The organism is Sphingomonas lacusdianchii, assembly GCF_022664395.1.
Classification (GTDB): Bacteria; Pseudomonadota; Alphaproteobacteria; order Sphingomonadales; family Sphingomonadaceae; genus Sphingomonas; species Sphingomonas lacusdianchii.
Map to the genome: position 1 here is coordinate 46870 of NZ_JAKRET010000012.1, position 25243 is coordinate 72112.

General features: G+C 63.5%; 27 protein-coding genes and 1 tRNA gene. 20 read left to right on the forward strand and 8 right to left on the reverse strand.

Annotated elements, in window-relative coordinates:
- The first annotated feature begins 24 nt into the window (after positions 1-24).
- The 7 genes from MF607_RS15795 to MF607_RS15825 all read left to right on the forward strand — a co-directional run bounded on the left by MF607_RS15795 (position 25) and on the right by MF607_RS15825 (position 11698).
- A complete protein-coding gene (locus MF607_RS15795; RefSeq protein ID WP_242120514.1) occupies positions 25-1281 on the forward strand; it encodes a DUF5690 family protein in 1257 nt (418 codons plus the stop codon).
- 136 nt (positions 1282-1417) lie between these two features.
- Positions 1418-3796: a TonB-dependent receptor domain-containing protein gene (locus MF607_RS15800; protein ID WP_242120515.1), complete on the forward strand. Its 2379-nt coding sequence runs from the start codon at positions 1418-1420 to the stop codon at positions 3794-3796.
- A 128-nt stretch (positions 3797-3924) separates the two neighbouring features.
- Entirely contained in the window at positions 3925-5982 is a 2058-nt protein-coding gene (locus MF607_RS15805; RefSeq protein WP_242120518.1) for a phosphocholine-specific phospholipase C, read from the forward strand.
- A gap of 790 nt (positions 5983-6772) precedes the next feature.
- A complete protein-coding gene (locus tag MF607_RS15810; protein ID WP_242120520.1) occupies positions 6773-9190 on the forward strand; it encodes a TonB-dependent receptor domain-containing protein in 2418 nt (805 codons plus the stop codon).
- Between the two features lie 105 nt (positions 9191-9295).
- A complete protein-coding gene (locus tag MF607_RS15815; RefSeq protein ID WP_242120522.1) occupies positions 9296-9577 on the forward strand; it encodes a hypothetical protein in 282 nt (93 codons plus the stop codon).
- Positions 9578-9912: 335 nt separating this feature from the next.
- Positions 9913-11247 (forward strand): tyrosine-type recombinase/integrase, encoded by a 1335-nt coding sequence (locus MF607_RS15820; protein WP_242120524.1) that lies wholly within the window; start codon positions 9913-9915, stop codon positions 11245-11247.
- Positions 11240-11698 (forward strand): hypothetical protein, encoded by a 459-nt coding sequence (locus tag MF607_RS15825; protein ID WP_242120526.1) that lies wholly within the window; start codon positions 11240-11242, stop codon positions 11696-11698. The genes MF607_RS15820 and MF607_RS15825 overlap by 8 nt, the downstream gene beginning before the upstream one ends.
- 13 nt (positions 11699-11711) lie before the next feature.
- On the opposite strand, the gene MF607_RS15830 is transcribed toward MF607_RS15825, so the two are convergent.
- A complete protein-coding gene (locus MF607_RS15830; protein ID WP_242120528.1) occupies positions 11712-12245 on the reverse strand; it encodes a helix-turn-helix transcriptional regulator in 534 nt (177 codons plus the stop codon).
- A 464-nt stretch (positions 12246-12709) separates the two neighbouring features.
- On the opposite strand from MF607_RS15830, the gene MF607_RS15835 reads away from it, so the two are divergent.
- From MF607_RS15835 to MF607_RS15865, 7 genes are all read left to right on the forward strand, one after another.
- Positions 12710-12937, forward strand: a complete 228-nt coding sequence (locus tag MF607_RS15835) for a hypothetical protein (protein WP_242120531.1) — start codon at positions 12710-12712, stop codon at positions 12935-12937.
- A 158-nt stretch (positions 12938-13095) separates the two neighbouring features.
- Positions 13096-13305, forward strand: a complete 210-nt coding sequence (locus MF607_RS15840; RefSeq protein ID WP_242120533.1) for a helix-turn-helix domain-containing protein — start codon at positions 13096-13098, stop codon at positions 13303-13305.
- An 84-nt stretch (positions 13306-13389) separates the two neighbouring features.
- Positions 13390-15645: a bifunctional DNA primase/polymerase gene (locus MF607_RS15845; protein WP_242120535.1), complete on the forward strand. Its 2256-nt coding sequence runs from the start codon at positions 13390-13392 to the stop codon at positions 15643-15645.
- An 831-nt stretch (positions 15646-16476) separates the two neighbouring features.
- On the forward strand, positions 16477-16917 hold the full coding sequence (locus MF607_RS15850; protein ID WP_242120537.1) for a DUF5681 domain-containing protein: 441 nt from the start codon (positions 16477-16479) through the stop codon (positions 16915-16917).
- A complete protein-coding gene (locus MF607_RS15855; protein ID WP_242120539.1) occupies positions 16914-17060 on the forward strand; it encodes a hypothetical protein in 147 nt (48 codons plus the stop codon). The genes MF607_RS15850 and MF607_RS15855 overlap by 4 nt, the downstream gene beginning before the upstream one ends.
- Positions 17060-17278, forward strand: a complete 219-nt coding sequence (locus MF607_RS15860; RefSeq protein ID WP_242120541.1) for a hypothetical protein — start codon at positions 17060-17062, stop codon at positions 17276-17278. Before MF607_RS15855 ends, MF607_RS15860 begins: the two co-directional genes overlap by 1 nt.
- On the forward strand, positions 17271-17486 hold the full coding sequence (locus MF607_RS15865) for a hypothetical protein (protein ID WP_242120543.1): 216 nt from the start codon (positions 17271-17273) through the stop codon (positions 17484-17486). Before MF607_RS15860 ends, MF607_RS15865 begins: the two co-directional genes overlap by 8 nt.
- A gap of 113 nt (positions 17487-17599) precedes the next feature.
- Here the strand turns inward: MF607_RS15865 and MF607_RS15870 are convergent, their stop codons facing one another.
- The 6 genes from MF607_RS15870 to MF607_RS15895 form a co-directional block, all read right to left on the reverse strand.
- A complete protein-coding gene (locus tag MF607_RS15870) occupies positions 17600-17806 on the reverse strand; it encodes a hypothetical protein (RefSeq protein ID WP_242120545.1) in 207 nt (68 codons plus the stop codon).
- A gap of 31 nt (positions 17807-17837) precedes the next feature.
- Complete coding sequence (locus MF607_RS15875) at positions 17838-18263, reverse strand: hypothetical protein (RefSeq protein WP_242120547.1); 426 nt, start codon at positions 18261-18263, stop codon at positions 17838-17840.
- Positions 18264-18408: 145 nt separating this feature from the next.
- Positions 18409-18485: transfer RNA gene (locus tag MF607_RS15880), tRNA-Arg, on the reverse strand.
- 53 nt (positions 18486-18538) lie between these two features.
- The gene (gene nth / locus MF607_RS15885) at positions 18539-19198 is read right to left on the reverse strand and encodes an endonuclease III (RefSeq protein ID WP_242120549.1); all 660 of its coding nucleotides are present in this window, start codon (positions 19196-19198) and stop codon (positions 18539-18541) included.
- Positions 19195-19923: a 4-hydroxy-tetrahydrodipicolinate reductase gene (gene dapB, locus MF607_RS15890; RefSeq protein WP_242120552.1), complete on the reverse strand. Its 729-nt coding sequence runs from the start codon at positions 19921-19923 to the stop codon at positions 19195-19197. Before dapB ends, nth begins: the two co-directional genes overlap by 4 nt.
- A gap of 111 nt (positions 19924-20034) precedes the next feature.
- Positions 20035-20406 (reverse strand): hypothetical protein, encoded by a 372-nt coding sequence (locus MF607_RS15895; protein WP_242120554.1) that lies wholly within the window; start codon positions 20404-20406, stop codon positions 20035-20037.
- A gap of 248 nt (positions 20407-20654) precedes the next feature.
- Between MF607_RS15895 and crcB the strand changes: the two genes are divergently transcribed.
- From crcB to MF607_RS15925, 6 genes are read left to right on the forward strand one after another with little or no spacing between them, the layout of a single operon-like run.
- Positions 20655-21035, forward strand: coding sequence for a fluoride efflux transporter CrcB (crcB, locus tag MF607_RS15900; protein ID WP_242120556.1), 381 nt, complete (start codon positions 20655-20657; stop codon positions 21033-21035).
- Positions 21032-22126: an RluA family pseudouridine synthase gene (locus tag MF607_RS15905; RefSeq protein WP_242120558.1), complete on the forward strand. Its 1095-nt coding sequence runs from the start codon at positions 21032-21034 to the stop codon at positions 22124-22126. The genes crcB and MF607_RS15905 overlap by 4 nt, the downstream gene beginning before the upstream one ends.
- Positions 22126-22701, forward strand: a complete 576-nt coding sequence (locus MF607_RS15910) for an FMN-binding negative transcriptional regulator (RefSeq protein ID WP_277925951.1) — start codon at positions 22126-22128, stop codon at positions 22699-22701. The genes MF607_RS15905 and MF607_RS15910 overlap by 1 nt, the downstream gene beginning before the upstream one ends.
- Positions 22698-23357, forward strand: coding sequence for an HAD-IA family hydrolase (locus MF607_RS15915; protein WP_242120563.1), 660 nt, complete (start codon positions 22698-22700; stop codon positions 23355-23357). Before MF607_RS15910 ends, MF607_RS15915 begins: the two co-directional genes overlap by 4 nt.
- Positions 23354-23563: a hypothetical protein gene (locus tag MF607_RS15920; RefSeq protein WP_242120565.1), complete on the forward strand. Its 210-nt coding sequence runs from the start codon at positions 23354-23356 to the stop codon at positions 23561-23563. The genes MF607_RS15915 and MF607_RS15920 overlap by 4 nt, the downstream gene beginning before the upstream one ends.
- On the forward strand, positions 23560-24240 hold the full coding sequence (locus MF607_RS15925) for an ATP12 family chaperone protein (RefSeq protein ID WP_242120566.1): 681 nt from the start codon (positions 23560-23562) through the stop codon (positions 24238-24240). Before MF607_RS15920 ends, MF607_RS15925 begins: the two co-directional genes overlap by 4 nt.
- On the opposite strand, the gene MF607_RS15930 is transcribed toward MF607_RS15925, so the two are convergent.
- A complete protein-coding gene (locus tag MF607_RS15930; protein WP_242120568.1) occupies positions 24230-25240 on the reverse strand; it encodes a LacI family DNA-binding transcriptional regulator in 1011 nt (336 codons plus the stop codon). The two genes, MF607_RS15925 and MF607_RS15930, sit on opposite strands and share 11 nt — an antisense overlap.
- Positions 25241-25243: the final 3 nt, after the last annotated feature.

The window sequence follows — 25243 nt, forward strand, 5'->3', positions numbered from 1 at the left end:
GCCGTTCGTAACGATTGCCAGCCCTTGCCGACGCCCGCCCCACCCCGTTTCAGCCTGTTCGCGGCGGGCATGGCCGCATTCTGCGTCTATTTCGCGATGTACGCCTTTCGCAAGCCGATCATGGCGGTCGGTTTCGCCGATCAGAGCGCGTGGTGGCCGGGGCTGGATTACAAGGCGACGCTGATCGTCGCGCAGGCGATCGGCTATGCCCTGTCGAAGATGCTGGGGGTGAAGGTCGTTGCCGAACATGCGACGGGCCAGCGGGCGCGACTGATCCTTGCGCTGGTCGGTGCGGCATGGGCGGCGCTGCTGGGCTTCGCGGTGCTGCCGCCGCGCTTCGGGCCGGTGTGCCTGTTCCTCAACGGATTGCCGCTCGGCATGATCTGGGGACTGGTGTTCAGCTATCTGGAGGGGCGGCGGGTGTCGGAAATGCTGGCGGCGATGCTGACCGCCAGCTTCATCCTGTCGTCGGGCGCGACCAAGACCGCGGGCGCGCTGCTGGTGCAGCGCGGGCTGTCGCCCTTCTGGATGCCGGCGGCGACGGGGTTGCTGGTCGCGCCGGTGCTGGTCGCGGCGCTGGTCGTGCTGGCGCGGACCCCGCCGCCCGATGCCGCCGACCGCGCGGCCAGGGGCGTGCGGGTAGCGATGGATGGCCGCGCGCGACGAGACTACGTCCGTGCCCATGCGGTACCACTGGGCGTCCTGATCCTCGGCTACACGCTGCTGACGGGCCTGCGCGACTTTCGCGACAATTTCGCCGCCGAAATCTGGGGCGATCTGGGCAATGGCACGCCCGCCGCGATGTTTTCGATCACCGAGGTGCCGGTGACGATCGTGGTGCTGATCGGCATGGCGTTGCTGGCGATGATCCGCAGCAATCTGCGCGCGCTGCTGGCGATCCATGGCGCGATCCTGTTCGGCGCGCTGGCGCTGGGCGGGGCGACGTTGCTGTTCCGGATCGGCATGATCGGACCGGTCGCGTGGACGGTGTGGATCGGGATCGGCATCTACAGCGCCTATGCCCCGTTCAGCGCGGTGCTATTCGACCGGATGATGGCGCTGGGCAAGACGCCGGGCAATGCCGGCTTCCTGATCTATCTGGGCGATTCGTTCGGCTATGCCGGCAGCGTCGGCCTGTTGCTCCTGCGCGAGCTGGCCGACGATCGCGCGCCGTGGCTGGGGTTCTTCACCGGGGCGACGCTGGCGACGGCGCTGGTGCTGGGCGGGGGCGCGTTGTTGTCGGGGCTGTGGTTCCTGCGGCGGTTTACGGCTGAATCATGATGATATCGCGTTGATATCCACGACTCATCGGTCATTTTCATCATCCGTCACACACGCGTCATCAATATCGGCCAAAGGCGCGGCGGGGGCCGGACGAACGGCCGGGACATAAGCGGCAGGACCGCGGGGAGACATCATGAAGTTCATCACGGGTGCGGCGATCCTCGCGGTCGCGGCGGGGACGACGCACGCTTATGCGCAGACGGCCCCGGTCGATGCGATCACGACCGAAGTGTCGGGGGGCACGCAGGACGACGCGCGCAGCGGCGGCGAGATCGTCGTGACCGGCCGCGCCACGACCTTCGCCAACACGCAGGTGACCGAGCCGATGCTCGACCGGCAATCGGCGCTGACCAGCGTCAACGACGTCATCAAGGAACTGCCCGGCGTGTTCGTGGCGGAGGGCGACGCCTTCGGCTCGTCCGACTGGGCGACCTCGATCAGCATTCGCGGCTTCAGTTCGGGCGGTGGCGGTGGCCAGCAGATCGGATCAACGATCGACGGGCTGCCCAATGGCGGTTCGGGCTATGGCGGCGGATCGCGCGCCAACCGCTATCTCGACGTGCTGAACCTGAAGACGGTGATCGTGTCGCAGGGCACCGCCGACATTTCGTCGCGCTCGAACGAGGCGCTGGGCGCGACGCTCGACTATGTCTCGACCGATCCGGCGCGCGACACCCGCTATCGCTTCACGCTGGCGGGCGGCGATTTCGGCGCGCGCAAACTCTATGGCCGCGTCGATACCGGCCAGTTCGCCGGTGACACCCGTGCTTTCGTCAGCGCCTCGACCAGCCGCGTGAAGGACTGGATCGGCGGATCGGGCGAAACCCGCCGCGATCATGTCGATGCCAAGCTGGTCAGCAATATCGACCGGGTGAAGCTGACCGGCTGGGTCAGCTATGACGATGCCGACGAAGCCGAATTCGGGTCGGTCAGCCCTGAAATGTTCGCCAACGATCCGAACCACGATGCCTATACCGACGACTGGACCGGCATTCCCTATATCGACCAGGGCTATCGCTCGACCTCGCGTGCGCTGCGCCGCAATTTCTTCACCCATCTGCGTGGGCAAACCGATCTCGGCGAAGTGAAGCTGTCGGTTACCGGATATTACCACCGCATGCGCGGGCGCGGCGATTTCGCGCCGCCCTATCTGGTCGATGTCCGCGACGACGGCACCGGCAATCCCGAGAGCGAGTTCACCGGCAGCCAGCCGACGAAGATCGGCGGCGGCAATCTCGGCCGCTATTATTTCGTGACTCCGACGGGAGCGAAGGCGACGTTCATCACCGGCTGCACCGGTACGGCGGCGATCCCGGCACTCTATGCGCCGGCCTGCTATGCCGCGAATTCGACACCGGTCATGTCGTATCGCCACACCCATTATGAGAACGACCGGGGCGGCCTGACCGCCGACGCGGCGTGGGCGCATGATTTCGGTGGCGTCCAGAACACGCTGCGCGGCGGGCTGTGGTGGGAACGCGGCCGCGCCAACCAGCTGCGCGACTGGCACAAGATCACCAATGCGCTGGTCGGCCCGGCGTTCGACGGCAAGCCCTATTACCAGCAGTTCAGCACCGATTACGACCTCGACGAGATCATGTATTATGTCGAGGACGCGGTGACCTTCGGCCCGCTGACGGCGCGCTTCGGGGTGAAGCAGTTCTTCCTCGACCAGCGTCGCGCCGAATTGTTGAACGACCGCGCCGTGACCGAACTGCATTCGAACAGCCGCCCGCTGATCTCGACCGGCATCGTCTATCACGCGCCGATCGACGGGCTGGAGGCGTTCGCCGGCTATTCGCAGAATTTCGCCGCGATCGGCAACGGGCCGCTTGGCGAACCGCGCGAGGTGATCGACCGAATCCGCCCCGAAACGGCCAACAATATCGAAATCGGCGCACGCTATTCGACACCGCGGGTCAAGGCATCGCTGACCGCATATGACATCAAGTTCAACAACCGTATCCAGTCGATCTCAGCCAACCTTGTCACCGGCATCGATTATTTGGAGGAGCAGGACAGCGTCTATCTGAACGTCGGCGGCATCAAGAGCCGGGGGATCGAGGCGGCGCTCGCCTATCGCGTGACGCAGGGCCTGACGCTGTCGGGCAACTATACCTATAACCACGCGACCTATATCGGCACCGGCAATGCCGCGCAGGACGCCGATATCGGCGTGACGCCGGGGCGGCAGGTCATCAATAGCCCGCGTAACATGTGGGTCGCGGCGGCCGACTATGCGCGCGGCGTGTTCAAGATCGGGGGCGCGGCGAAGTTCGTCGGCGACCGCTTCATCGGCAGCGATGGCGATGCGACCGCACCCAGCTTCACCTCCGTCGACGCCTATGCCGGTATCGATCTGGGCCAGTTGAACGAAGTGATGAAGGGCATGGCCCTGACGGTACAGGCGACCAACCTCGCCGATCGCCGCTACCTTGCCGGGGCCGATGGTGGCTCGGCGTTCCTCGGCACGCCGCGTACGGTCACGGCTGCACTGACGTTCGATTTCTGACCTGACGACCGTACATTGAGGATCGTCGCCCCAGCGCAGGCTGGGGCATCCCTCCCCGGGAGCGCCGCCCCTGGGGAGGGAGATTTCAGCCTGCGCTGGGATGACAATGATAGCGAGAAGGACATTCCATGGTCGACCTGTCGCGCCGCATCCTCCTGTCCACCGGCGCCACGCTGGCCGGTGCGGCGGCGCTGCCCGTATCGATCGCGCGTGCGGCGGCGATCGCGCCCGACCGGCGCAGCGGCACCATCGCCGACGTGCAGCACGTCGTCATCTTGTGTCAGGAAAATCGCGGCTTCGACCATTATTTCGGGACGTTGCGGGGGGTGCGCGGATTTGGCGACCGCTTCCCCATCCCCACCCCCGCCGGCAATGTCTGGCGACAGACCGACCGGACCGGCACCGGCGATCGCCGCACCCTATCCCCCTTCCACCTCGACACCGCGCGGCAGTTCGACCTGATGCGGATGGAGGGCACGCCGCACAGCTGGCCCGATGCCCAGCGCGCATGGGACGAGGGCCGTATGGCGCATTGGCCCGAGGCAAAGCACCCGCGCGCCATGGGCCATTACCGCCGCGACGACATCCCCTTCCAGTTCGCGCTGGCGGAGGCGTTCACACTCTGCGACGCCTATCACTGCGCGGTGCAGACCGGGACCAACACCAACCGCCTGTTCCTGTGGAGCGGCACCAACGATCCGGCAGGCACGCATGGCGGCCCGGCGATCGGCAATTCGCACGACGATTTCGTCGAAAATGGCGGCGCGGCCGATCCCTATCGCTGGACGACGACGGTCGAGCGGTTGCAGGCGGCGGGCGTCGACTGGCGCATCTATCAGGACATGGCCGACAATTTCACCGACAACCCGCTGGCCGGCTTTGCCGCGTTCCGCGACGCCCATGCCGGGCGCGGTGATGCGGCATTGAAGGATCGCGCGCTCTCCACGCGCGGACCGGACATGCTGAAGGCTGACGTCCTCGCCGGGCGCCTGCCGCAAGTGTCCTACATCATCGCCACCGCCGCCGGTTCCGAACATCCCGGTCCCTCCAGCCCGGCGCAGGGCGCGGACTATACCGCCCGCGTGCTCGACGCGCTGACCGCCGATCCGAAGGTCTGGGCGCGCACCGTATTGCTGGTGATGTTCGACGAGAATGACGGATTCTTCGATCACGTGCCGCCGCCTGCCCCGCCATCACGCGCAGCGGACGGCACGGTGTTCGGCGGCTCGACCGTCGACCTGACCGGCGAATATCACGACGTGCCGAGCAGCGGCGATGCGGCGATCGACCTGCCCGAATATCGCAGTCGCCCCTATGGCCTCGGCCCGCGCGTGCCGCTCTATGTCGTGTCGCCATGGAGCCGGGGCGGCTGGGTCAATTCGCAGACCTTCGACCATACATCGGTGATCCGGTTTCTGGAGGCACGTTTCGGCATTCGCGAACCGAATATCTCGCCCTGGCGGCGGGCGATCTGTGGCGACCTGACTTCCGCTTTTGACTTTGCCGCGACCGATGTCGCCACCCCGACCCTTCCCGACCCCGCCGCCGATGCGCGGCGGGCGGCGGCGATCCAGGGGCAGGTCGATCCGCAAGCACCGCCCGCGACCGTGCCATGGCAGGAAAGCGGGATCCGCCGGTCGCGCCCCCTGCCCTATCGGCTGGAGGTGATCGAGCGTGGCGACGACACGGGCCTGCACCTGCACTTCACCGCCGATGGCGCGGGCGCGGTATTCCATGTCTATGATCGCCACGCGCTCGACCAGCCACCGCGCCGCTACAGCGTAGCCGCCGGCGACCGGATTGACGGCCATTGGCCCTATGCCGCCGATGGTGGCTATGACCTGTGGGTGCTGGGACCGAACGGCTTCCACCGCCATTTCGTCGGGCGGCGCGACGATCCGGCGATGGCGATCGCGTGGAGCCTGTCCGATGCCGGGCTGGCGCTACGCGTCGGCACAGCACCGGGGCTGCGCGTGCGCCGCCTGACCCCGGGCGGCGGCGCGTCGGAAGAGGTTCTGCCGACGGGACGGCATCGCTGGTCGCTCGATGGCGCGCTTGGCTGGTATGACGTGACGCTGTCGAGCAGCGCGGCACCCGGCTGGTGCCGCCGCATCGCCGGACGCCACGACCGCGCGGGACGCGCGAGCAGCAGCGATCCGTTCGTTAAGGGTTTCGTACACGGCTGACACGGGCGGACATCCGCCGCTTTCGTGACCACATTCTCAAGTAATGGCGCACCCGATATGGTGAAGACGGGCACCCAGAGTGCTGAGAAATCGTCGTTTCGAGAGCGGCCCAACGATAGCTATGCGCCCTACAACTGGTCGTTCGGCCGAAACGCCTTGGATCCTTCAACCCGTCGTTCGTTCATCCTGTCGAGCCGTGTCGCGTCACCTTCGCCGAGATCGATCGTGCGAGCGGTGACGGCATCGTCGTCTTGAGCGGTGGCGGGTCATCCTGCCCGTCCTCGAACGTACGGTAAGCGATCCGAAGCTGATTACCTTCCTGCGCGGCCAGATGAACTGACGCGACCATGAGCATAATGACCACGATCTGCGTTGCCGCAACGCTGCTCGCGACACCCCTGCCCCCCCCGATCGATAAGTTAGCGCCCGAGATCGGCGCGCGATGCGAAGGTATTCGACGGCTACAACCCCTGCGACCCACCGGTCTTCACCGGCACTGGCAGGCTGCTCAAGCCTTCAGTGGCTTACGCTCACAGTTCTCTGCTATCCCGCCAGCATGGCAAAAACCCTGACCGACGGAAAATCTCACGTGAAAAGAGAAAGTTATTCAAATACAAATTAAAGAAAACTACAAATTTATACCAATCAATTTTACACAGTTCATCAACACTTTTGCCGCTACCTGATAGTTCGATGATTTAAATCGACAAATGGAAGTGGTGTCAGGATGAAGCGATCGATTTTTGTTTACACGATGGCAGTATTGGCGGCGTCCGCTTCGGGAACAGCGATGGCGGCAACCGCAGAGCCAGACGACGCGCGCAATCCCGCCCAAGCCGGTCCCGCCGATGTCATCACGACGGGCGTCGCGAAAGGTCGCGACCGGTTGGACAGCGCGACGTCGACCAGCGTCCTGCGCGAAGCCGATATCGCAAAGATCGGCGCCGCGTCGATCGGCGACCTGCTGCGCGACGTACCCGGCATCCGCTCCGAGGCGGACGGCGGCGATGGCGCTGCCAACATCTCGATCCGCGGCCTGCCGATCGCGACCACTGGCGCCAAGTTCATCCAGTTGCAGGAAGACGGCCTGCCGATCCTGGAGTTCGGCGACATCTTGGGCTGGGGTGCCGATTCCTTCGTCCGCGCGGACCTGAACCTCGCGCAGGTGGAGGTGATCCGTGGCGGATCGGCTTCGACCTTCGCGTCCAATTCGCCGGGCGGCATCATCAACTTCATTTCCAAGACCGGTGAGGTCGACGGCGGTGCCATTGCGCTGTCGTCGGGCCTCGACAACAACCTGTACCGCGCCGATTTCGATTATGGCGCGCATGTCAGCGATACGCTGCGCTTCCATGTCGGCGGCTTCTTCCGCCAAGGTGAAGGACCGCGCCGGACCAGCTATGACGCCTTCAGGGGCGGGCAGGTCAAGCTGAACGTGACCAAGGAATTTTCCGGCGGCTATATCCGCTTCTACGGCAAGTATCTGGACGATCGGACGCCCGAATATGACGTCGTCCCGATGCGCGTCACCGGGACGAACGATGCGCCGTCCTATTCGGAAGTGCCCTCGTTCGATGCGAACAACGGCACCATCTCGACGCGCTTCAACCCGACCAACGTCTATGTCGACCGCAACAACAACACGACGGTCGGCCGGTTGACCGACGGCCGCCATTCTATGGCGAAGACGTTCGGGGTCGAATTGCGCGCGGACGTGGCGGGATGGACCGTGACCGAGAAGTTCCGCTACGCGGACCTGTCGGGTAGCCAGGCCGCGCCGCTCCTGACCAAATATCTGCCTGCTCCGGCAGTCATAAGCATCTTGGGTGCCGGTCCCGGCACGCAGGCGGCCTATGCGACCGGCCCGCAAAGTGGCCAGGTCATCGCCAATCCGTCCGCGCTCAACGGCAATGGCCTGCTGACGATCGCGACGCCGCTCAACCTCGTGTCGCAGCTGGACAACGTCACCAACGACATTCGCGCCAGCCGCGTTTGGCCGGTCGGCGACGCCGAGTTGACGACGACGGTCGGCTTCTATGTCTCGCGCCAGTCGATCCAAACCGATCTCGCCATCACGACGGCCATTTCCGAGGTGCGCGGTGACGGCAGCGCCGCGCTGATCGACCTGATCGGCCCGGCCGGACAGCGGATCACCCAGAACGGCTATTATTCATATAATCTGGCGCTGTTCGGGGGGGCGGTGCGTCGCTTTACGGACATGACCTACAATACCAACGCGCCGTTCGCGTCGGCCAACTATCATATCGGCAGGGTCTCGATCGGCGCCAGCATCCGCTACGATTACGGCAAGGCGCAGGGGCAGCTCTTCAGCGCCGACCTGGGCGGCGGGCGTGTCGGCAACGTCTCGCGCGACATGAACGGCGACGGCGTCATCTCGGCGGCCGAAACGCGGGTGTCGGTGGTGCCGACGACGGCACCCGGTTTCGTCAACTACAAGTTCGACGCGCTGTCCTATTCGGCCGGGATCAACTTCCGCATCGCGGAGCCGCTGGCGGTGTTCGCCCGCTACAGCCGCGGCAATCGCGCCAATGCCGATCGCCTGTTGTACACGCCGATCATCAATTCGGTCAGCGGCGCACTGAACGTGCCCGACGCGGCGGTCGATGCGGTGAAGCAGGCCGAAGGCGGCGTGAAGTACCGGCAGGGTCCGCTGACGCTGAACGCGACCGCGTTCTGGGCCAAGGTGACCGACAGCAATTTCGAGATCCAGGCGATCAGGACCGTCATCAGCGAATATACCGCCAAGGGAATCGAGTTCGAAGGCGGTTTCGCGCACGGGCCGTTCTCGCTGAACGCCGGCGCCACCTACACCGATGCCAACATCTCGGGCAATGTCGCCACACCGGAGATCGTCGGCAACCGGCCGCGTCGCCAGGCGAACTTCATCTTCCAGGCGACGCCGCAGGTAACCGTCGGTCGCGTCAATGTCGGCGCGGTGTTCATCGGCACCACGGGCAGCTATGCGCAGAACGTCAACCAGCTCAAGATGCCGGGTTATGTGACCACCAATGCCTTCGTCCAGGTGCGTCCCGTCGATCGGCTGCTGCTGTCGCTCAACGCCAGCAACCTGTTCGACACAAAAGCCATCGTAGCCGTCGAGCAGGCGACGCTGCCGGCATCGGGCATCGTCGAAGCCCATCTGCTGACCGGCCGCGCCGTTTCAGTCACCGCGCGGCTCGACTTCTAAGGCCGCAGATCTTCGCGCCTCCTGCATCCGGATGGACGCCCCGCGGGCGGACCATCCGGAGCGGGTTGTCATCAGCGCGACGCACATGATCCCGAAACGGTCGACATGGCCTGCTGCATCGTCCTGACGTACCTTCAAAGGACGACCGAAGGTCCGATCGGCTTCACGGCCAATGCCCGACAGCGGACCAAGCGTGGCTACCGCCTAAGGGGCGAGCGGTTCGGCAGCAGGACGCTGGACAGCATCCCGACCAACACCGCCTACATCCGCTATGCCACCGCCAACCGTCAGGCCTTGCTCACCGATGAGACTCGGCCGGAAAGCGAGCAGGTACCGATCCCAGGGCCGCCGTTCATCGATAAGAAGTCTTGCTACGCGTTCCGCTAGCAGATGGCCGACCGCGACCGGCGGATGGACGAAGCAGTCGCGAAGACCGATACAAATCTGCTGACAAACCGTCCGGTCTGGCGTTGCGGCGCTGGCATAATGACCGGCACCGGAAGGTCCCGAAAATGGCGCACCCGAAGGGATTCGAACCCCTGGCCTCTGCCTTCGGAGGGCAATGGTTTGGCGTTTGCCGCGGTTTTCCGCCGTTGCCACAGGTTCCCGAAAACGTCGCAATAGCTGGCGTTTATGTCGAGCGTCGCTTGATTGAGTTTACCGCCGATAGTATGTGATGCCCCGGCATGTGCTACCCATGTGCTACCCCGGAGGGCGTTCAAATGAAGGCGGGCAAGCTCACACAATCGGTCGTGAAGGCGCTGCAAAGCCGCCCTGGCGATTATGTGCAGTGGTGCGGGGAGTTGCCCGGCTTTGGCTGCCGCGTGCGTCCTAGCGGCGCCAAATCGTTCGTCGCTCAATATCGGATTGGCGGGCGTCGGGGCGTGACGCGCAAAGTGACGATCGGCAGCTATGGCAAGCTGACTGTCGAGGAAGCCCGCACCGAGGCGAAGCGCATCCTTCGCAATGCCGAGCTAGGCAACGACGAGGCAGCCGAGCGGGCAAAGGTTCGCAAAGAAATGACGGTCGCCGAACTGTGCGACGAATATCTGCGCGAGGGCGTTGACCATAAGAAGGTTTCGACCCTCGCGACCGACAAGGGGCGCATTGAACGCCATATCAAACCGCTGCTGGGCAATCGCCGCATCGGCTCGATCGAGGACGCGGACGTTAGCCGCTTCATGAAGGACGTGGCGAACGGCAAGACCGCTGCCGACGTTAAGACGGGCAAGTTTGGCCGTGCGATCGTGACAGGCGGAAAGGGGACGGCAACGCGCACCGTGCGATTGCTGGGCGGGATATTCGCCTATGCAGTTAAACAAAAGTACCTGAAGATGAACCCGCGCGCTGGCGTGAAAGTGTATGCCGATAAGAAGGGGGAGCGATACCTAAGCGCCGATGAGCTTGCCCGGCTGGGCGATGCGTTGCGCGAAGCCGAGACGATCGGCCTGCCGTGGATCATGCGTGAAGGGGCGAAGGCAAAGCATCGCCCGAAGGATGCCGACACGCAGCGTGAGATTATCTCTGTCCATGCCATCGCGGCCATCCGACTCTTGATCCTGACCGGCTGCCGAGCGGGCGAGATATTGAAGCTCAAATGGCAGGACGTGGATTTTGAGCGAGGCTTCCTCAATCTCTCGGACAGCAAGACCGGCGCAAAGGTTGTCGTGCTGGCCGCGCCTGCGATGGCGGTGCTTGAGGGCATCCCGCGCGTAAAGGATAACCCCTATGTGATCGTCGGCGATAAGCCGGGCCAGCCGCGATCGGACCTGAAGCGCCCTTGGGCGCGCGTGACGGTGCGAGCGGGATTGGCGGACGTGCGGTTACATGACCTTCGCCATACGTTCGCTAGCGCGGGCGCTGGGGCGGGCATGGGGCTGCCTATTGTAGGCAAGCTTCTGGGGCATGCTTCGCAGGCCACTACCGCCCGCTATGCCCACCTAGCCGACGATCCGCTGCGGCAGGGCGCGAACCTCATCGCTGGATCGCTTGCCGCACGGCTGGCGGGCAGCACGGGCAACGTGGTGCCTATCCGGGGTGAGCAAACGAATGGCTAAAGTCCCGATGCCTTGGGCGCTGTGGTTTGAAACAGCCATTGGTCGCCGTAACCGTCCACTTAGCGCAGGTATTGGCGAAAATGGCTTCCACTTTACGATAGCAGTTGACTCTTCATCGCCACCCGACCCGGCAATGATGGCTTACGGCCTCCGCCAGTTGGCAGACGATCCGACGAACTGCCCGCCCGATCTATTGCGAGCGCTTGCAGATATGTTCGATCCCCCAGCCGAGCATTCAGGCGCAACGCTCAAGATTGCGCGTCCACGAGGAGGTCGTAACGCCCGGCTGGACGCATGGGCGATTGGGCAGGAAGCCGATGAGCTTGCCGAGCGCGACGGTTACGCATCGGCGATAGCGGCGGTATGCGCCAAGCACGGGTGCAGCGAGACGACAGCTAAGGGCGCACTGACCGATTATCGGCGTGCGTTGTCAATGGCCGGAACGGGCTAGCCCAGACCAGCAGCTAGCCGATCACCAGAACCCGCTCTTGCACCTTCTCGTGCAGCGCATCCCTGAAATTTGATTCGCCACACTCGATGAGATCGTTTGCCACGCTCACTACCGTCGCACCAACCGCAGCCTCATAAGGAAGCCGATCGTTTCGGTAAAGCCAAGCCGATACGTCAGCCCAATCCCAAAGTGGACTGCTAGTCGTTACGCGAGCTTTAGCTGCCGGAAAGCCACTACCACGATCACCCTTGTGGTAATTCGTGATTGCTGCTCGCGTCATCTGTGACCGCGCTGCAATTTCAGCAAGGCTTACAAGCGGGTCGGGTTCAACACGCTCAACGTTAGCTCCCGCGCCGCGCACATTTTCGATTGCGGAAGCTATGGCATCCTCAAGCGATTCCGCTTCGCGGCTGAAATCAATCAGAATATGGCCCTTTTGAAAGGAAACTAGAGCGTCATCGCAACCAGCATTGTAAAAACGAGCTTCAAAATCCTCAGATCGAGGATCAAGCCCGTTGGCGATGATTGTGAATTCATGCATCTTCATCAACAGCCTCCTCTTGGTGCGGGCAGCGATCTACAGCTCTCTTGATTTGCTTGGCGTGGGTATCCCCGTTTCGAGGCGTACCATTCACACCAAATTGGCATCCATCGCGATCGGCTTGGGCGCAATACATCCTGCCCCAATGACCCTGCATCCGAATGACCCATCCTCGATCTTCAGCGTATGCTACCGCCTCCTCGACCTCCTTGATCGGATGACGCGGCCTACTCACCGACCACCCATATATACCGCAGTGTTAACAGATGTCAACGGCCATTGTTCCTTTAGACGGAGGGGATGAATGAACGCCTAACAATGCGACCGGATAGCACAGCATTCCAACTTGGTACCGTCATTGGACATGGCGGAAGGCGCTTCAATCTACGTATTGAACCGACCACGATCGCTTTTGCAACTTGCCGATGCTGACCATAGATGGATTGCCGTAACCAGCGACGGGACGGCAAATGCAAAACAATTCCGATTATGTGCGGCGCAAGCAAGCTGCCGAATACCTACAGGCTCAATACGGTGCCTTTACCGCGCAGACGCTTGCGAAGCTCGCTTGCGTCGGCGGCGGGCCTGTATTCCAAAAGATGGGTCGAATGGTGCTTTATAAGCCCGCCGATCTGGACGCATGGGCGACTGCCCGCATGAGCGCACCGGTTGCCAGCACGGCAGAATTGTCAGCTTGAGGTGGGGCCACGGTTGCCCGCCTATCCAGTCTATTCGGCGCTTCGCGAGCGAGACAGGTCACAGTTCTTGCCCCGCCCTTCCGCCGACGTTCGAGTTCCGCTAGATTTTCAAAATAGACGGGAAATATAGCCTCCCGCGTTTTGAAGGACTAAGCCCGATGAACGATGTATATGATGTTGGCGTCGAACTGAAAGTTGAACCCTTGGCCGTTTCGGTTGCGAACGCCAGTCGCATTCTCGGTATCGGCAAGACCGTAACCTATGAGCTTATCAAGCGCGGCAAGCTTGATACCGTGCATATCGGACGGCGCAACATGGTTCGCATATCTTCGCTTCGCCAGCTAGTTGGCGAACCCTCACGCGCATAAATCAAATAAAAGGCCGGAGCATTGCCCCGGCCCTAAATTGTTGTTCCGGTGGATTGCAGCCACCAAAACTAAGGTAACGAATGAATGAACAATAGCGAATTTGCCCTTGAAAAGCAAGGGGGCGTCATCGCCACGCCTTCGGCAGACATGCTTGAAGCTGCATTGGCTTATGCTGCAAGGGGTTGGTCCGTAGTTCCCTGCCACCCAGACACTAAGCGCCCCCTACTACCGTGCGATAAAGACGCAAACGGTAACAAAATCATCGGCACGGGAGGGCTTAAAAAGGCGTCGAAAGACCCTGCGCAGCTCCGCGAATGGTGGGTGCGGTGGCCTCAAGCGATGATCGGCGTGCGCACCGGCAGGGAAAGCGGCGTCTGGGTTCTGGATATCGACGACGAAGTAGCGTTCGCTGGCGTCGAGGCCGAGCTGTGCTTGCCATCGACCCTCACTGCTATCAGCGGCGGTAAGCGCGGTCGTCATATGTATTTTGCGTGCACCGATGACGACGCGGTGCCAAACACCCAAGGCATATATCCTGGCGCAGATACGCGCGGCGATGAGGGTTACATCATCGTTCCGCCTTCTGTGCGCGCTGACGGGAAGCGCTATGAATGGGTCAAAGATGAAGAACCTAGTGAAGCGCCAGGCGATGTTCTTGCCGCTGTGCGCGCTAAGGGTAACCAAAGAGAAGCTGCCCCTAGCGACCCCCGCTATACCGCACGCACTGGATCGCGCACCCCTATCACAGTTGCCGAACTTGGCTTTCCTGAGACAGTTGATAGCGAAGCCGCTCGCCTCGCGCTGATCGTGACGCCAAAGGGCAGCCGGGGGAGTGACGGACAGATTATCGACCGTGACGCGGTGGTAAAGCACTTCATAGCCGAAGCTGTCCGGGAAGGCTGGTTCGATGATGAGATTTTCGGCGTGCTACTGCATCCCGAAAATCCTATTGCCGCGAAGCCATTGGAACGCCAAGACTGCTTAGACTACATCGGAAAGAACATTGCGCACTACCGCCGCGACGAAGGCATTGCGGAGGGCGAGGTTGACCATATCTGTGACCGCCCCAAAGTAATTGTTAATTGGGGCCGGCTCGTCGCAAACTGCCTCGCAAAGCAGAGGGTTGGTGCCCCACCAAATCCTGCGAACGATGCGAGCATTGGCATCGTGCGATCCGCAATTTCCGCCACGCCGTACACATGGAGGAATCCTAGCGATATTCCGCAGCGCCCATGGGTTTTTGGTAACTGGCTGCTTCGTAACACTGTTACAGGCGTCGTCGCGCCGGGTGGAGTAGGCAAGTCGTCGCTTTGGGCTACTGCTGCACTTTCGCTGGCAACAGGTCGAGCGCTTCTAAATAAGCAGGTTTGCGGCGGACCGAAGCGCGTTTGGCTTTGGAACCTCGAAGATGATTACGACGAGCTTGATCGTCAAATCGCAGCGACAGCCCTGAATCATGACGTTACGCCCGATGAGGCGGCGGGGCGCCTATTTGTAGATAGCGGCCCGGACGGCTCACACCTTTGTATCGCCCATGAAAGCCGCGATGGGCTGGTTATCAACGAGCCGGTCATTAATGAGCTTTTATCTGAATTGAAGCGCCGTCAGATCGACGTTCTCGTAATCGATCCGTTTGTATCATCTCATCAAATCGATGAGAACGATAATGGAAAAATTGACACCGTTGCTAAGAAGTGGGCTTACTTAGCAAAGCAGGCCCATTGCTCAATCGTACTGGTTCACCATTCACGTAAGCTGAACGGAACGAGGGTTACTGCGGATGCATCGCGTGGCGCATCCGCTTTGGGCAACGCTTGCCGGAGTGTTCTAACACTTAATCGAATGGAGCCATCTGAAGCGAAATCCTATGGCATTCGAGAGCGCGACGCGACAAGCTACTTTACGGTTGAGAACGACAAGTCCAACCGAGCGAAGGCTGGCCAAAAAGACTGGTTTCATATTGCCAGTGTCAGCCTAGGCAACGGCGGTTTTTCGGGTGGCGATAGCGTTGGTGCGGTCGAACCTTGGAGTCCACCCAATGCGTTCGAAGGCATCACAAATGGCGATTTAGCAGAAGTACAACGCCGCGTTGCGGAAGGATGCTGGCGCGAGAGCGATCAGTCACCGGATTGGGTTGGCAATGTTGTTGCGGGTGTGTTGGCGTTAAACCCGCAAGAGGCTGCCGATAAGGCTACGGTCAAGCAGCTAACCAAGACCTGGATTGCTAGTGGCTCGCTGAAAATCGTCAAACGAAAGGACGCCAAGAGCAAGCTTCGTAATTTTGTGGAGGTTGGCGCCCTAGTTGAGAACCCCGGACCGCGTTCTAAACCCGGTGCATAGGCGGGGCCTTCTCCACCCCTCCACCCTACGTGGCGAACGGGTGGCGAGGTGTTCATCCGATCCATCCCCACCACCACCCTATAGGGGTGTGGGGGGGGGTGGTGGGGATGACAAATCGGCAGGAAGGTGGCGATTGGAGCCGACCTCTGCCGCTGTTAGGCAATGGTCGCGGCATCCCGAAGGGGGACTAAACCCCCGGCTCTTTTAGCGTTCGATCGCACGGGCGTAGGGGCTGGATTGGCGCGGGCATATCCGGGGCAGCGCACCGCCTTCAAAACGATCCCGTAATGATTGCGAGCGCGCCGCTCACGAACAAAACGACGATCGCCGCCAGCCGGAGCGCTAACAATAGATTCTCGTGTTTCACACCAAACAATCTGGCGCTAAGATGACATTAAGTAACTAAAGCGCATATTCTGCTATCTTGCCCCGCCCTACCCAGGATATCCAAAAATCGCTAATCTGACCACAAGTGAAAATAGGCAAAAGATAGTGCAATACGTTGATAGCCTGGGCCGATTCTGTTCGAAGCATGAAGCTTTCGACAGTGAAATACTAAAGAATGGCTATTCTATTCGTGTTCCAATGATGCTTTCTAACAGTGGGGCGACGGTAAGCCTTGCCGATGCCGAACTTTGCAGCCGAAGCGATGAAGGTGGCGGGCTAATGCTAGTCGCCGCGTATCAGCGCGACATTTGCGCGGTGGGCAATCGGCATGTGTAACCGACCCCAGCCCGCCATCGTTGCCTCGCTTGGTTTCCTGTTGGGCGCGCTTCTGGCTCTGGCGTTCATCATCAGCCTGCTTGCCCCCCATGTTGCGATGGTGACGCCGTGAAGGCCGATGCCCCTACGCCCGCAAAGAAGGTACGAGGGAAGCCTTTTGCTAAGGGTAACCCCGGACGCCAGCCGGGATCGCGTAATACCGCCACAAAGGCCGCTGAGGCGCTTCTAGAGGGCGAGGCGGAAGCCCTGACCCGCAAGGCGATCGATCAGGCTAAGGCGGGCGACATGACGGCCCTGAAGCTCTGTCTGGACCGGCTGGTGCCAGTCCGTCGCGAGCGGACGATTAGCTTCGATATGCCGAAGGTGGCCGGTGCCGCCGATCATCCGGGCGCGTTGCTGGCAGTGCTGGAAGCCGTGGCAGCGGGCGACCTTACGCCGGGCGAGGCTCAAGCGCTGGCGGGCATTCTCAAAGAACATCGCGCGGCGATCGAAACTACCGAATTGGCTAGCCGCCTGGACGCGCTCGAAGAAAAGGTTGTGAGCAAATGACCGGCAACAGCATGAAAGCGCGGCTTGCGAAAATTGAGGCCATCCGCCCCGATCGCGCCGACCGCATCACAGGCATTGTTCGTACTGTCATCGATCGCGATGGCACGCTAACGTCGCAAGTCATCGTGCGGGAGTTGCCATGATGGCGATGACCGAGCGACAGCGCAGCCGCCTAGCGAAGCTTGAGGCAAACGCTCCGATGGCTCCCCTGCCTTACGATCTGCATTGCCTGACCGACGCCGAATTGATCGTGCTGGCGAGCGTGCCCACCAATGCGGATGTCGAATCGATCGTGCCGCCCCAACTGGCCGATCAGGTTGCGCGGATCATGGCGAAGGCGGAGGCGTGCTGTCATGGCTAAGCGCACCGGCCTGCGAGCGATCCTTACCGATGCCGAGATTGTGGCGCTCGCGATCGAAGCGTGCACGAACGACGCTCTTACGCCCGCACAGGCTGCCGCGGCCGACCGAGCCGACGCCAAGCTGCGGGCAAGCGAATACCGAGTTGAAAAGCGGCTGGCGCGTCCGTGCTGCTGCAAGAGCTTGGCTGCTGGGTTCCCCCTTTCCTAGCATCCAGCCGGATGGGCGTTGCTTCTTACGCCCCCTCGGTAAAAAAAGGATTACCAAAATCGACAAAATCCAGCGCACAAATCGGATGATTAGCGAAGCGAAGCGCTTCGCCTTTACATCATGTTTGCACGCATCGCGTCTATCATATTCTCGACAAGAGGGTTTGATCCTTCGCCTGTGCCGGTATTTATTTCCTCAATGAATTTTGTTAACGCATCGATTGATGTAACGCCACTAGCCTCTAACGCCTTTGCAAAACTAATAACATATATCGTCTGCGCTTCTATAATTAGCTTTATATGATTTTCTATTTCAGACACTTACCTCCTCCAATATAACCGATCAGAAATTTTACTTCGCGGAATCCTGAGAAGACTTCCATTCTTCCCAATCAATTGCAAAGCATTTTTCTGACGCTTTCTCAAATACCGTCAAAGCGGTCTTCCTAGAAAAGGGATGCCGATATTTTCCGACCAGGTATGCGCCTTGCGCATCGCTTCGAAATTCCATCGACACAATCGGGTCACCGGGGGCGCTCATTAGAAAGCCACTTTTCGGTGTCCAATCTAAGCCGACCCCGTCACGGACGGGATAGCTCGTTACCTTGGCGGATCGACCGAGCAAGCGCATTGCGCATGAGCCAACCTCAACTGGATCGCCAGTTAGCGCCAGCCTGTTGATAGCAATGCGGTGCGGAGCATCCTCATCCTGCGACGCGGCCGGACTTGCAAGCGATACCAAAGCGACAAACGCGCCAATGAGATATTTTGGATACATAGGACCCTCCCCGGTAGGAAGTATGCCCACGAATTTAATCGGACGCCAGCGGACAAGATTTGCTCATCCAATTGTCCCGACGTACCCCGGTTATGCCCGGACGCTGTCTCCCACGACGCACATTGTACCAACCTGTTGAAAAGGTTGGCGCACCCGAAGGGATTCGAACCCCTGGCCTCTGCCTTCGGAGGGCAGCGCTCTATCCAGCTGAGCTACGGGTGCTTGGCCGTGGAGGCACGCGCCTAGCAAAGCTTTCGCGGCATGACCAGCCGTTTTCAGGCGCTCGCCGCCTTTTGCACCGGCGGCGGGGTCTTGGGGCGGAAGGCGCACAGGTCGGCGACCGGGCAGCGCCAGCATTCGGGGCGGCGCGCCTTGCAGGTATAGCGGCCGTGCAGGATCAGCCAGTGATGCGCGTGCAGCCGGAACGGCTGGGGGACGACGCGCTCCAGCACCGATTCGACCGCGTTCGGGGTCTTGCCGCGCGCTAGGCCGGTGCGGTTGCCGACGCGGAAGATATGGGTGTCGACCGCAAAGGTTTCGTGGCCGAAGGCGGTGTTCATGACGACGTTGGCGGTCTTGCGCCCGACACCGGGCAGTCGTTCCAGCGCGTCGCGGTCCTCGGGGACCTGCCCGCCATGGTCGGCGATCAGCGCTTCGCTGAGAGCGATGACGTTCTTGGCTTTGGTATTAAAGAGGCCGATGGTGCGGATATGCTGTTTCAGGCCGTCCAGCCCCAGCGCGACCATCTTTTCGGGCGTATCGACCGTGGCGAACAGGACGCGGGTCGCCTTGTTCACGCCGGCGTCGGTCGCCTGGGCCGACAAAACTACTGCCACCAGCAGCGTATAGTCGTTGACCGATTCGAGTTCGGTTTCGGGGTGCGGATTGTCCTCCGCCAACCGGCGGAAGAATTCGAAGATATCCGCCTTCTTCAAACGCCGAGCACCGCATCCATCGTGTAGCGGCCGGCCGGCGCACCCGCCAGCCACAGCGCGGCGCGGACCGCCCCACGGGCGAACAGCGCGCGATCGTCGGCGCGGTGGCCGAGTTCGATTCGCTCGCCTTCGCCCGCGAACACCACCTGATGATCGCCGACGATGGTGCCGCCGCGCAGCGCGGCAAAGCCGATCGTACCCGCCGCGCGCGCACCGACCAGCCCCGCACGACCGATCACGCCGCTGTCGGCAAGCGTCGTCCCCAGCCCTTCCGCCGCGGCGTCACCCAGCATCAGGGCGGTGCCCGAGGGCGCATCGACCTTCAGCCGGTGATGGCTCTCGACGATCTCGATATCCCAGTCGGGGCCGAGGCGGCTGGCCGCGTCGCGCACCAGTCGCGAAAGAAGCGCGATGCCGAGCGAGGTATTACCGGTCTGCAGCACCGCGATCTTGCGCGCGGCATCGTCGATCATCGCATGATGCCGGTCGGACAGGCCGGTGGTGCCGATCACGATCGGCGTCGCGGCCGCACGGGCGGCGGCGAGATTGCCCTCCAGCGCGACCGGCGCGGAGAAATCGACCAGCACATCGGCGCGCGCGGCAAGATCGGCAGGATCGCCGCCCTGATCGATGCCGCCGGCCAGCGTTTCGCCCAGCCGTTCGATCTCGAGAGTGATCGCCCGCCCCATCCGGCCTTGCCAGCCAAAGATACCGATGCTGGTCACTGATCCTCGCCCGCTATCGTCCACGGGCGCCCGATCGCGGCCCGGTTCCCGCGGTCCATGGCCCGATGGCAGGGGATGCGCAAGCGATTGCGTGCGCGCGATCGTCCCGGTTCAGCGCTGGACCGACGCGACCGGTGCCTCGGCATATTTGGGATCGGCGGGGTCGAAATCGGGCTGCGGCACGAAGGTGCGCGAGGTGAGCGCGACATTGCCGAGGCCCGCCAGCTTGAACGTGCCGATCTTGAACATCTTGGGCGCGCTGCCGGCGCGTTCGACCGTCACCGCGTCGACATGGAGGTCGCCATGCTTGGTCCACAGCATGTGCGGCGCGAGCAGCATGTCCATATTGTTGTAGCGCACCGACAGGCAGATGCGCTGCATCAGCGCGAAGCGGATGATATCGCTCAGCGTCGCGCGCTGCTCCTCGCTTGCGCGATCGGCTGCAGTAGCGGCCGGGGACTCGGATACGGCTTCGTTGTGCATCGCAGCATATTGTAACGATCGTCACCGTCGCCAGCAAGGGGCAAGGCTTCATTCGGCGGGCGACGCGCCACGCAGCCCGGAGTCGCGCCGGCCGGTACGAAGCCGCCTGCAGCGGCCGGCGCATCTGCGACGCGTTAACTGTTGGGCAATTCAGCGGAAATTAATGCAGTTTGCGGACCCGACCGATACCTTAGTATCATTGCGACCGGTTTTATTGCGCGCCGCGATCGGCTAGGCGCAAAGCAATAATGGGAAACATATTGATCGTGATGGCCGGCGGAGCGTTCGGGTCAGCCCTGCGCTATCTGTTCGGCCGCGTCGCCGCCGCGGCGTTCGGTGCGGACTATCCGTGGGGAACGCTGGGGGTCAATCTGCTTGGCGGATTGGCGATGGGGCTGTTGATGGGCGCGCTGTCGCGTAGCGGCGGCGGGAGCGAGGCGGTCCGACTCGCGGTCGGCGTCGGGCTGCTGGGCGGGTTCACCACCTTTTCGGCCTTCTCGCTCGACATGGTGACGATGCTGGAGCGCGGGGCGATGGTCGGTGCGCTTGGCTATGCGCTGCTGTCGGTGATCGGCGCGGGCACCGCGCTGTTCGTCGGGCTGCAACTGACGCGGGGGGCAGCGGCATGAGCGACAATGACGTCCGGCAGTTCACGGTCGGGGCCGATGACGACGGCATCCGGCTGGACCGCTGGTTCAAGCGGCATCTGCCCGATACCAGTTTCAATACCGTGTCGCGCTGGGCGCGCACCGGGCAGCTGCGCATCGATGGCGGGCGGGCGCAGCCGGGTGCGCGCCTCACCGCCGGACAGGTGCTGCGCGTGCCGCCGCCCGAATCGGCGATCGTCGCACAACCCAAGGCGAAGGCCCCGCGCCCGCCGCTGTCGGAGGAACAGACCGAATTCGCCCGGTCGCTGGTGATCCACCATGACAAGCAGGCCATCGTGCTCAACAAGCCGCCGGGCCTTGCGACGCAGGGCGGGACCAAGACCCACGACCATGTCGACGGGCTGCTCGACGCGTTGCAGTTCGACGGCGAGAGCCGGCCCAAGCTGGTCCACCGGCTCGACAAGGACACGTCGGGCGCGCTGCTGATCGCGCGGACGGCGCGGGCGGCGGCATTCTTCGCCAAATCCTTTTCGGGGCGGACCGCGAAGAAGGTCTATTGGGCGCTGGTCGTCGGCATTCCCGACATCTCCGACGGCATCGTCGACCTGCCGCTGGCTAAGCAGCCGGGCACCGGCGGCGAGAAGATGCATGTCGACGAGGCGGAAGGCCAGCCGGCCCGTTCGCGTTACCGCGTGATCGAACGCGTCGGCAACCGCGCGGCATGGGTCGAGCTGCAACCCTTTACCGGACGTACCCATCAGTTGCGCGTCCATATGTCGGCGATCGGCCATCCCATCGTCGGCGACGGCAAATATGGCGGGCAGGCCGCGTTCCTGACCGGCGGGGTCAGCCGCAAGATGCACCTCCACGCGCGGCGCATCCGCATCGATCATCCCGATGGCGGCAAGGTCGACGTCACCGCCGAGCTGCCCGACCATTTCGCCGAGAGCATCGACCTGCTGGGCTTCGACCTGAGCCTCGGCAATGCGATGATCGACGACACGCCGCCGCCCGTGACCAAGGCCGATCTGAAGGCCAAGGCGAAGGCGCATGCCAAGACCTATCGCAAGGAACGGCGTGGCGAGCGGCGCTCCCGAGGGTCCCGCGACTGATGCATCCCAATCGTGCCTTTCGCATGGATGACGATGCCGCGCGCGCGTTCGTGCGCGGTGAAGGGTTCGGGGCGTTGTTCGTGACGACGCCCGACGGGCCGCGGGCGGCGCAGGTGCCGGTGGTGACGACCGACGACGGCGCGCTGCGATTCCATGTCGCGCGCGCCAACATGGTGACGCCGCATCTGGACGGCGCGACCGCGCTGTTCGTCGCGCAGGGGCCGCATGCCTATATCTCGCCGCGCTGGTACTGCGCCGGCCCGGACGAGGTACCGACATGGAACTATCTGTCGGTCGAGGTCGAGGGCGTGGTCCGGGCGATCGACCGGGCGGCCCTGCGCGACCAGATCGACGCGCTCGCCGCGACCTATGAGGCCGAACCGCAATGGGCGGTCGACCAGATCGATCCGCGTAAGGCCGAGGCGATGCTCGATGCGATCGCCGGGTTCGAACTGGTACCGACCGCGTGGCGCGGCACGATCAAGCTGAACCAGACCAAGCCCGTCGACGTGCGCGCGCGAGTCGCGGCGGCAATGGGCGAGCATGCGCTGGTGCCATGGATGCGTGCGGCATGACCCGGCTGGCCGTATTCGATTGCGACGGGACGCTAGCCGACGGGCAGGCGAATATCTGCACCGCAATGGCGCTGGCCTTTGCCGATACCGGCTTGCCCGCGCCCGATCCGCGACAGGTGCGCCGGATTGTCGGATTGAGCCTGCCGCAGGCGGTCGCGCAACTGGTGCCCGACAGCACGCCCGACCTGCACGAAGCGGTGGCCGAGGGGTATAAGCAGCATTTCCGGGCGATGCGGATCGATGGCCGGCTGCGCGAGGAACCGCTGTTTCCCGGTATCGTCGATGCGCTGGTCGCGCTGCGCGACCGGGGATGGCGGCTGGGCGTGGCGACCGGCAAGTCCGATCGCGGGTTGCGGCTGCTGCTCGCGCATCACCGGATCGCCGATTATTTCGTCACGCTGCAGACCGCCGATCGGCATCCGTCCAAACCGCATCCGGCGATGCTGCACGCGGCGATCGCCGAGGTTGGCGGCGCGCCGGACACGACCGTGATGATCGGCGACACCGGTTTCGACATGGCGATGGCGCGGACGGCGGGCGCGCGGGCGATCGGCGTCGAATGGGGCTATCATCCGCCGCACGAGTTGACCGCCGCCGGCGCCGACCGGCTGTGCGCCGATGCCGCGCTGCTTCCCGTCCTACTGGAGATGCCATGACGCCCGACCATTTGGCGCGCAATCGCTGGCTGATGCTGGTCGCGATCCGCATCGTCACCGCGATGGGGGCGGTGTTCGGCGTGATCGTGCTGGCGCGCGCGCCCGGCACGGGCATGCGCGTGCTGGGCGTGGCGATCGTGCTGTCGGCGCTGTACGCGATGGCGGTGGTGCCGCGCGGGCTGACCGCCAGGTGGCGCAGCCGGTGAAGCGGTTCTGGAAAGACGTGACGGTTTCTCCCGCGGGCGAGATCGCGCTCGACGCCCGGCCGGTGCGCACGCCCGGGCGGCTGCCGCTGGTCGTGCCCTATCCGGCATTGGTTGAAGCGATCGCGCAGGAATGGCGCGATGTCGGCGAGACGGTCGACCCGCGGGCGATGCCGCTGACCGGTCTTGCCAATGCCGCGATCGAACGGGTGGCGGCCGATCCCGCGGCATTTGCGGGCGGATTGGCGGTCTATGGCGGTAGCGACCTGCTCTGCTATCGCGGCGAAGGTCCGCTGGCCGATCGGCAGGCGGCGGCATGGGATCCGGTGCTCGACTGGGCGCGCACTCGGTTCGACGTGACCTTCACCGTCACCGACGGAGTGATGCCGGTCGAACAGCCGCCGCGCACGCTGGCGCGGTTGCGCGAGGCGGTGGTGGCGCTGTCGCCATGGGTGCTGGCGCCGTTGTCGCCGATCGTCGGGCTGACCGGGTCGCTGCTGCTGGGGCTGGCGCTGGTCGAGGGGGCGATCACCGCCGATGCGGCGTGGGCGGCGGCGCATGTCGACGAGGACTGGCAGGCCGAGCAATGGGGCGAGGATGCGCTGGCCGCCGAGACCCGCGCGGCGCGGGCGGCCGAATATCGCGCGGCGGTGCGGTTCTTCGAACTGGTCAGCGGCTGACCGGACCGCAGGAACCGCCGATCCTGAGCGACAAAGTGGCGGTAAGCGGGGCGTCGGCGGCGGCGCCCTCGATCCGGTCGATCAGCCGTTCGGTCACCGCCGCCGCCATGTCGGCGATCGGGCGGTGGACAGTGGTGAGCGCCGGGGTGAGCATCCGCGCGAGGATGCTGCCGTCAAAGCCGATGACCGACAGGTCGCCGGGCACCGACAGCGCCATGCCCGCCGCAACCTTCAGCACCGCCGCCGCCATCACGTCGTTGGCGGCGAAGATCGCGGTCGGGCGGGGATTGCGGGTCAGCAGCGTTTGCGCCGCGATCACGCCGGCGTCGAAACCGTAATCGCCCTCGGCCTCTGCCGACAGCGTTATGCCATATGCGGCGAGGCTCTCGACGAAGCCGGCCCGGCGCTCGCGGGCCGAATGGGCGGCGGCGGGACCGGACAGCAGCGCGACGTGGCGATGGCCGAGCGCGACCAGATGGTCGGCGACCACGCGCGCCGCACCGCGTTCGTCGGACACCAGCACCGCGTCATAGCCCGATAGCGCAACCGACGACAGCGCCACCGCCGGCACTCCCGCCAGTCCATCGGCGACTCCGGCCAGACCCGATACCGGCGGCACGACGACCACGCCGTCAACGCGCGAACGCTGCACGAAATCGCGCACGTCCGCCGCCGGATCGCCCGCCAGCGCGACCGGATGGACGACCAGTTCGTAGCCGCGCGCCGCCGCCGCACCGACCATGCCGCGTTGCAGGGGATCGAGCACCAGCGCGTTGCGATCGTTATGGACCAGCCCGAGCAGATAGGAACGCCCGGTGGCAAGACCGCGCGCACGGGCGCTGGGGCGGAAGTTCAACCCGGCGATCACCCCCTCCACCGCCTCGCGCGTCGCGGCATTGACCAGCGGCGACCGGTTGAGCACGCGCGATACGGTGCGGATCGACACCCCCGCACGGGCGGCGACATCGGCGATGGTGGTGCCGGCGAGCGGCCGCGTCACCGG

Coding starts and splice junctions, on each gene's coding strand:
- MF607_RS15815 (WP_242120522.1), top strand. CDS start 9,296: ATGGCCTGCTGCATCGTCCTGACGTACCTTCAAAGGACGACCGAAGGT.
- MF607_RS15810 (WP_242120520.1), top strand. CDS start 6,773: ATGGCGGCAACCGCAGAGCCAGACGACGCGCGCAATCCCGCCCAAGCC.
- crcB (WP_242120556.1), top strand. CDS start 20,655: ATGGGAAACATATTGATCGTGATGGCCGGCGGAGCGTTCGGGTCAGCC.
- MF607_RS15865 (WP_242120543.1), top strand. CDS start 17,271: ATGGCTAAGCGCACCGGCCTGCGAGCGATCCTTACCGATGCCGAGATT.
- MF607_RS15805 (WP_242120518.1), top strand. CDS start 3,925: ATGGTCGACCTGTCGCGCCGCATCCTCCTGTCCACCGGCGCCACGCTG.
- MF607_RS15855 (WP_242120539.1), top strand. CDS start 16,914: ATGACCGGCAACAGCATGAAAGCGCGGCTTGCGAAAATTGAGGCCATC.
- MF607_RS15915 (WP_242120563.1), top strand. CDS start 22,698: ATGACCCGGCTGGCCGTATTCGATTGCGACGGGACGCTAGCCGACGGG.
- MF607_RS15905 (WP_242120558.1), top strand. CDS start 21,032: ATGAGCGACAATGACGTCCGGCAGTTCACGGTCGGGGCCGATGACGAC.
- MF607_RS15860 (WP_242120541.1), top strand. CDS start 17,060: ATGGCGATGACCGAGCGACAGCGCAGCCGCCTAGCGAAGCTTGAGGCA.
- MF607_RS15910 (WP_277925951.1), top strand. CDS start 22,126: ATGCATCCCAATCGTGCCTTTCGCATGGATGACGATGCCGCGCGCGCG.
- MF607_RS15820 (WP_242120524.1), top strand. CDS start 9,913: ATGAAGGCGGGCAAGCTCACACAATCGGTCGTGAAGGCGCTGCAAAGC.
- MF607_RS15800 (WP_242120515.1), top strand. CDS start 1,418: ATGAAGTTCATCACGGGTGCGGCGATCCTCGCGGTCGCGGCGGGGACG.
- MF607_RS15825 (WP_242120526.1), top strand. CDS start 11,240: ATGGCTAAAGTCCCGATGCCTTGGGCGCTGTGGTTTGAAACAGCCATT.
- MF607_RS15830 (WP_242120528.1), bottom strand. CDS start 12,245: ATGAAGATGCATGAATTCACAATCATCGCCAACGGGCTTGATCCTCGA.
- MF607_RS15895 (WP_242120554.1), bottom strand. CDS start 20,406: ATGCACAACGAAGCCGTATCCGAGTCCCCGGCCGCTACTGCAGCCGAT.
- MF607_RS15835 (WP_242120531.1), top strand. CDS start 12,710: ATGCAAAACAATTCCGATTATGTGCGGCGCAAGCAAGCTGCCGAATAC.
- MF607_RS15840 (WP_242120533.1), top strand. CDS start 13,096: ATGAACGATGTATATGATGTTGGCGTCGAACTGAAAGTTGAACCCTTG.
- MF607_RS15875 (WP_242120547.1), bottom strand. CDS start 18,263: ATGTATCCAAAATATCTCATTGGCGCGTTTGTCGCTTTGGTATCGCTT.
- MF607_RS15845 (WP_242120535.1), top strand. CDS start 13,390: ATGAACAATAGCGAATTTGCCCTTGAAAAGCAAGGGGGCGTCATCGCC.
- MF607_RS15920 (WP_242120565.1), top strand. CDS start 23,354: ATGACGCCCGACCATTTGGCGCGCAATCGCTGGCTGATGCTGGTCGCG.